Genomic DNA, 5827 nt, shown 5'->3' with positions numbered 1-5827 from the left:
AATTTATTACTTCCTGCATTTGGATTTTGAGTAGCAAAACAATCTGTGCAATCGCCTAATCAATTTGTAATCCGTGATCCTTTCCCTCCACGTAATCATCTGTAATCTGCGATACAAAAAAGGTCCGCACTTTCGTACAGACCTTTCAAAATTTTTTGTCTTGTGGGGGACACTACTGGTTTTTCGCTATCATCGCTGTGGTTAGCAGCATAAGCTGGATTTGGTTGGTTGGGTTCTTTCGAACGATATTGGATAAAAAATAAAAAAAGTAGAAGTCGACTGATATTGAATTTTACGGTCTTTTTAATTGGATATTGGAAAATTTTTGGATGTGGTTTATCTGGATCTTTGGATATGATTGATGTTTTAATATCAATCAACTTCTGACACAAAGATGCGGCGAATTTAGCGGCTGCACAAGAGCAATACTGCTCGTTTTTCCATCCACGGTTATTACGGCTAAAAGTGAAAAGTATCGTAGAACTACGATGGAAAAATACCTCAATACCTGGTTTTCAGGAAGATCTGTAGTAAAATATTTACAACAGAAGGATAAAACGAAGGAAAGATCGCAGATTTCAAAAAAGATAAGGGGATTCCGCAGATTGTTTTCTGCTGCGCAGGAAACGAAAATGCAGATTGTAAGAACTGAGCCGTTTAAAAAAGGTAAAACATCTCATAGATGGAATTTTGGTTTTCACGCAGTGAAAAAATAATCTGTGTAATCCCTTAATCAGGTTTAAATCCGTGATCCAAGCTTATTGGCACTCACCTCCCTTTGGAATATCCATATTATTTGGGTTAAATACCGGTTTTACTTACTTTTGCAACCTGTTATTGAAAAATAACGGGCCTATAGCTCAGTTGGTTAGAGCATCTGACTCATAATCAGAGGGTCCTAGGTTCAAATCCTAGTGGGCCCACAAATGTGGGGAAGCGGGTTTCGGGAAACTGAAACCCGTTTTTTTTCCTCTTTTCCTCTAAAATCTCTGGTTTCTGTACCTACATCCAAAATGTTAGTTAATTGAAAGTTTTTCCTTTAATGAGCGAGGGCTTAGCTTTTTTCATCCAGGTCAATTTATTTTTACAAACCGGAGATTGCCTATGGGCGCCAGGCTGGCATTACCGTTTGCAAGTACAGTGGCATTGGCTGGTATCAACAACTTGATCGGTTGTGGCGGATTGGTTACCGCATTATCGTAGCCAAATATATCACCTTCTTCGGTGCCGGCATCATACAATAAAACAGGCATGACGAAAAATCCCACAGAAAGAAAAAGCTGGCCTAAAACTTTCCTGATAAATGAAGACCTTTGTCATCCAGCCATGGCAACACTTTAGGCATTCTTTATATGTTATCAAGATCTATTATACTCTTCGCACTCTTTTTAGCTACAGTTTCCGCTGATTCGCAAACGTTGCGCAAACGGCGCGTAACACTCATGGGCAGCAGGTTTGATATCAGCATAGTGGCCAAAGACAGCAGCACCGCAGAAAATTACATTGATACCGCTATCGCGGAAGTAAGCCGCATAGAGTTCCTGATTTCCGACTGGAAGCCGGCTTCGCAGGTTTCGCAAGTGAATGCCAATGCGGGTATCCGGCCTGTAAAAGTTGACCGCGAGGTATTTGAGCTCACACAAAGGGCGATCTGGTTCTCAAAACTCACAGGCGGCGCCTTTGATATCAGCTTTGCAGCCATGGACAGGATCTGGAAATTCGATGGCTCCATGACAAAGATGCCTTCCCCCGGGGAGATCAAAGCATCAGTAGCAAAAGTCGGGTACGAAAATATCCTGCTCGACAGCGCCGCCTGCACCATTTTTTTAAAATTGAAAGGAATGAAGATCGGCTTCGGCGCCCTGGGCGAAGGATACGCCGCCGATAAGTGCCGTGAGCTGATGATGAGCCATGGGATCACTGCCGGCATCGTAAACGGTTCCGGCGATATGCGCACCTGGGGCAGGCAACCTTCGGGTGAGCCATGGACCATCGGCATCACCAATCCATTTCATAATAACAAACTCATGGCCATAGTGCCGCTTGAAGATGAAGCGGTGACAACATCCGGCAATTACGAAAAATTTGTAGTGTTCAATGGCAAACGATATTCGCATATCATCAACCCCGCCACAGGTTATCCGGCTACGGGCCTTACCAGCGTAACGGTATTTGGCCCCAGTGCCGAAATGGCCAATGGGTTCAGTACCTCACTGATGGTACTGGGCAAAAAAGAGGGGTTGAAACTGCTGGAAAAATTTCCCGTTTACCGCTGCGTCATGATGGCCGATAATGGAACGATCTTTACTTCGAAGAATTTACCAAAAAGAAACTGGAAAAAGTGGAGGGTAAAATGATGATGGAATGAGAAAAGGAATCACAGATTTCAAAAAGATCAAGGAGATTACACAGATTATTTTTACTGCGTAAAAACAGAAATGCAGTCTGTAAAACGCGGGGCTTATACTAAGATCATAAAATCTTATAGACTGCATTTCGGTTTACTGCGAAGCAGGAAACAATCTGTGTAATCCCCTTCATCTTTTTAAAATCTGTGATCTTCCCTGTAATTTTCTGATGGTTTCCCAATCTAGCAATATAATTTCCTCATTTAACAGCCGTTCTTGCGCAATAGCAAATAAATTTGCCAACGAAATTTCACCAACACATGAAAAAGATCCTTGTTGTTTTACTGAGCTTGTCAGCTTTTTACACCAATGCACAAAAAAATATCCTGCTTGAGCAATCCTTCTGGAAAACAAATCCGGATGTAGCGACGGTTAAGGCCGAAGTTGAAAAAGGGGCCGATCCTGCAGCATTAAATTCCAATGCCTTTGATGCCGTAGTGCTGGCCATCAACAATCATGCGCCGGATGAATCTGTAAAATACCTGCTTACGCTGAAGGGGAATGAGGTGGACAAGATCACACACGACGGACGCATCTACCTTCACTGGGCGGCAAATGCCGGCAACCCCGTATTGATGGAATATTTGCTGGATAAGGGTTCTAAGTGGGATGTGGAAGATAGCCACGGCAACACACCTGTCATTTTTGCTGCCGGGGGCGGCCAAAAAAATACGGAAGTATATGAAGTATTGATCCGCAAAGGTGTCGATATCAAAGCTGCTGCCAACCACGACGGAGCAAATGTATTATTGCTGGGAGTTGCGCTGGATAAGGATCTTGTGCTTACAAATTATTTCCTTTCAAAAGGGGTCAACATCAACAGCACAGATAAAAATGGCAATACCGCTTTCAACTATGCGGCCAGAAGCGGCGATATGAATCTGCTGAAAGCCTTGCAGGCAAAGGGTGTAAAGTTTACCGACAATGCACTTCTGATGGCCGCCCAGGGCAACAGGGGCAATGTGCCGGGCACCAGCCTGGAAACATTTCAATATCTTGAAAGCCTGAAGATAAAACCTACCGCGGTAAATAAAAATGGCGAAAATGCCTTACATCTCCTTGTTCGCAAAGCCAGCCAGGCGCCGGTGATCAGTTATTTTCTCTCAAAAGGAGTAGATGTGAACCAGGCTGATAATGATGGCAATACCCCGTTCCTGAATGCGGCTTCCTACAACCGCGATACCGCTACGCTGAACCTTTTGCTGCCGTCGGTAAAAAACTTGCGCCAGGTAAATAAAAAAGGCGCTTCAGCGTTGGCGTTAGCAGTCAATTATAACAGTCCCGAAGTAGTGGATTACCTGGTAAAAAAAGGTGTAGATATCAAAACTGTGGATGCTGCCGGTAATAATCTCGCTTATTACCTCATTCAATCCTATAACCCGGGAAAGATTGCGGAATTTGATGCAAAAATGAAAGAGCTTACCGCTGCCGGTGTTAATTTTACAGCACCTCAGCAGGATGGGAATTCCCTGTACCTGGTGGCGATCGCTAAAAATGATATCAACCTGTTGAAAAAGCTGGAAGGCTTGAAAATTGATGTGAACGCTAAGAATAAAGAGGGGATGACCGTTCTTCATAAAGCGGCGCTGACAGCAAAAGATGATGTGATATTAAAATATTTGTTATCCATAGGGGCGCAAAAAAACATTACAAACGATCTGAAAGAAACGGTGTACGATCTTGCCGCAGAAAACGAATACCTTCAAAAAAATAAAGTGGCTATAGATTTCCTCAAATAAACTACCATGAAAAAAATATGTAAGATCATTACGCTGGCGCTGATATTAACCTCATCATTTGCTGCAGCCAGCGCGCAAACTAAAAAATACAAATGCCTGGTTCAAATGACGAATTACATGGGCGAAGGCGCATATATCGTAATTTCGCTGGTTGACAGCAAAGGTGCTTACGAAAAAACTTTGTATGTATTGGGTTCGGATAAGAAATGGTATCGCGATCTGAAAGAATGGAATAAATTCTATTCTAAAAAACCGACGAACATAAGCGCTACCACGGGTGCATCCGTGTCAGGCGGCGATCGCAGCACACATGTATTGGAGATCGATGATTCAAAGGTCAACAAAGGATACACATTGCGATTTGAAAGCGCCGTGGAAGACAAACCATATCATGTAAAGGATATTGAAATTCCTTTGACCACAGAAAATTTATCCGCCAAGACAGAAGGCGACGGTAAAGGCTACATACGCTATGTGCGCCTGATACCAAACTGAGTACAGTAACATGACTATTTCCATATGGAGATACAGCCACCTTGCATTGGCAGTATCTTCTTTTTTATTTATTGCACTGGCTTCCGTGACAGGGGTAATACTGGCATTTGATCCTGTTTCACAAAAAGTACAACCCTACCGGTCGGAGCAGTTTGCACAGCTCACACTGGCGGATGCAATCCCTGCCGTCAAAAAAAATTACACCGATATAACAGCACTGCTGGTAGATGATAACCAGTTTGTCATTGTAAATGGAACCGATTCTGCAGATAAAACAGTAGAAGCTTACGTGGACCCGCAAACCGGCCGGCAGCTTGGCTTACGCAAAAAACAAAATGAATTTTTTCAATGGGTGACATCACTTCATCGCTCTCTTTTTTTACACGAAGCGGGAAGGATCTTTGTAGGGCTTACATCATTTTTTTTATTACTGATCGCATTGTCGGGTACGATACTCGTCATAAAACGGCAACGCGGTGTCCGGCGGTTTTTCACCAAAGTGGTAAAAGATAATTTTGCGCAATATGCACACGTAACACTCGGCCGCCTGATGCTGATCCCGATCCTCATCATTGCGCTCAGCGGTACCATCCTTTCGCTGAAAACACTCGGTATCATCAAAGAAAAAAAAATCAGCCATAAAATTGATTTCGATGCGATCCGTTCCGGACCTGAGATACAGCCGGCAAAATTTGAAGTTTTTAAACATATAAAACTCTCACAGGTAAAATCGGTAGAATTCCCCTTCTCCGAAGACCCGGAAGATTATTACACCCTTAAGTTAGACGACAGGGAGATAGTCGTCAACCAGCTTACGGGAGACATCCTCAGCGAACAATTTTTTCCTGACACAAAATGGCTTACCTCCCTGAGCATGAACCTTCATACAGGCAGGGCAAGTGCAGTGTGGGCAGTCATCCTGGCCATAGCGGCCATCAACATCGTGTTCTTTATCTGGTCGGGTTTCAGGATCACGATGAAGCGGCGTGCGAACAGGGTCAGCAATAAATACAAAGCCGGCAAAAGTAATTACATCATTCTTGTTGGCTCCGAAAATGGCAGTACATTCCGTTATGCAAAAGCATTGCACGAGCAACTTTTGAAAAACGGGAAAACATCTTTTCTCACGGAACTCAATAACTATACGGTTTTTCCGGAGGCGGAACACATCATCGTCATTACCGC

5 protein-coding genes and 1 tRNA gene are annotated in these 5827 nt (G+C 43.5%); 5 read left to right on the top strand and 1 reads right to left on the bottom strand.

Going from position 1 to position 5827, the window contains the following annotated elements:
• The first annotated feature begins 849 nt into the window (after positions 1 to 849).
• Positions 850 to 923: transfer RNA gene (locus tag EGI32_RS10645), tRNA-Ile, on the top strand.
• 150 nt (positions 924 to 1073) lie between these two features.
• Here the strand turns inward: EGI32_RS10645 and EGI32_RS10640 are convergent.
• On the bottom strand, positions 1074 to 1253 hold the full coding sequence (locus EGI32_RS10640) for a hypothetical protein (RefSeq protein WP_255155376.1): 180 nt from the start codon (positions 1251 to 1253) through the stop codon (positions 1074 to 1076).
• 60 nt (positions 1254 to 1313) lie between these two features.
• Between EGI32_RS10640 and EGI32_RS10635 the strand changes: the two genes are divergently transcribed.
• The 4 genes from EGI32_RS10635 to EGI32_RS10620 form a co-directional block, all read left to right on the top strand.
• Positions 1314 to 2357 carry an FAD:protein FMN transferase gene (locus EGI32_RS10635; RefSeq protein ID WP_255155375.1) on the top strand — a complete coding sequence of 348 codons (1044 nt, stop codon included), beginning with the start codon at positions 1314 to 1316 and terminating at the stop codon, positions 2355 to 2357.
• 311 nt (positions 2358 to 2668) lie between these two features.
• A complete protein-coding gene (locus tag EGI32_RS10630) occupies positions 2669 to 4147 on the top strand; it encodes an ankyrin repeat domain-containing protein (protein ID WP_255155374.1) in 1479 nt (492 codons plus the stop codon).
• A 6-nt stretch (positions 4148 to 4153) separates the two neighbouring features.
• Positions 4154 to 4642 (top strand): DUF2271 domain-containing protein, encoded by a 489-nt coding sequence (locus tag EGI32_RS10625; RefSeq protein WP_255155373.1) that lies wholly within the window; start codon positions 4154 to 4156, stop codon positions 4640 to 4642.
• Between the two features lie 10 nt (positions 4643 to 4652).
• On the top strand, positions 4653 to 5827 hold a 1175-nt coding region (locus EGI32_RS10620; RefSeq protein WP_255155372.1), incomplete at its 3' end, for a PepSY domain-containing protein.

The organism is Ferruginibacter sp. HRS2-29, from assembly GCF_024343615.1.
Taxonomy (GTDB): domain Bacteria; phylum Bacteroidota; class Bacteroidia; order Chitinophagales; family Chitinophagaceae; genus Ferruginibacter.
The sequence above is the reverse complement of the archived record's forward strand: the minus strand, read 5'-3'. Positions and strand labels throughout refer to the sequence as shown.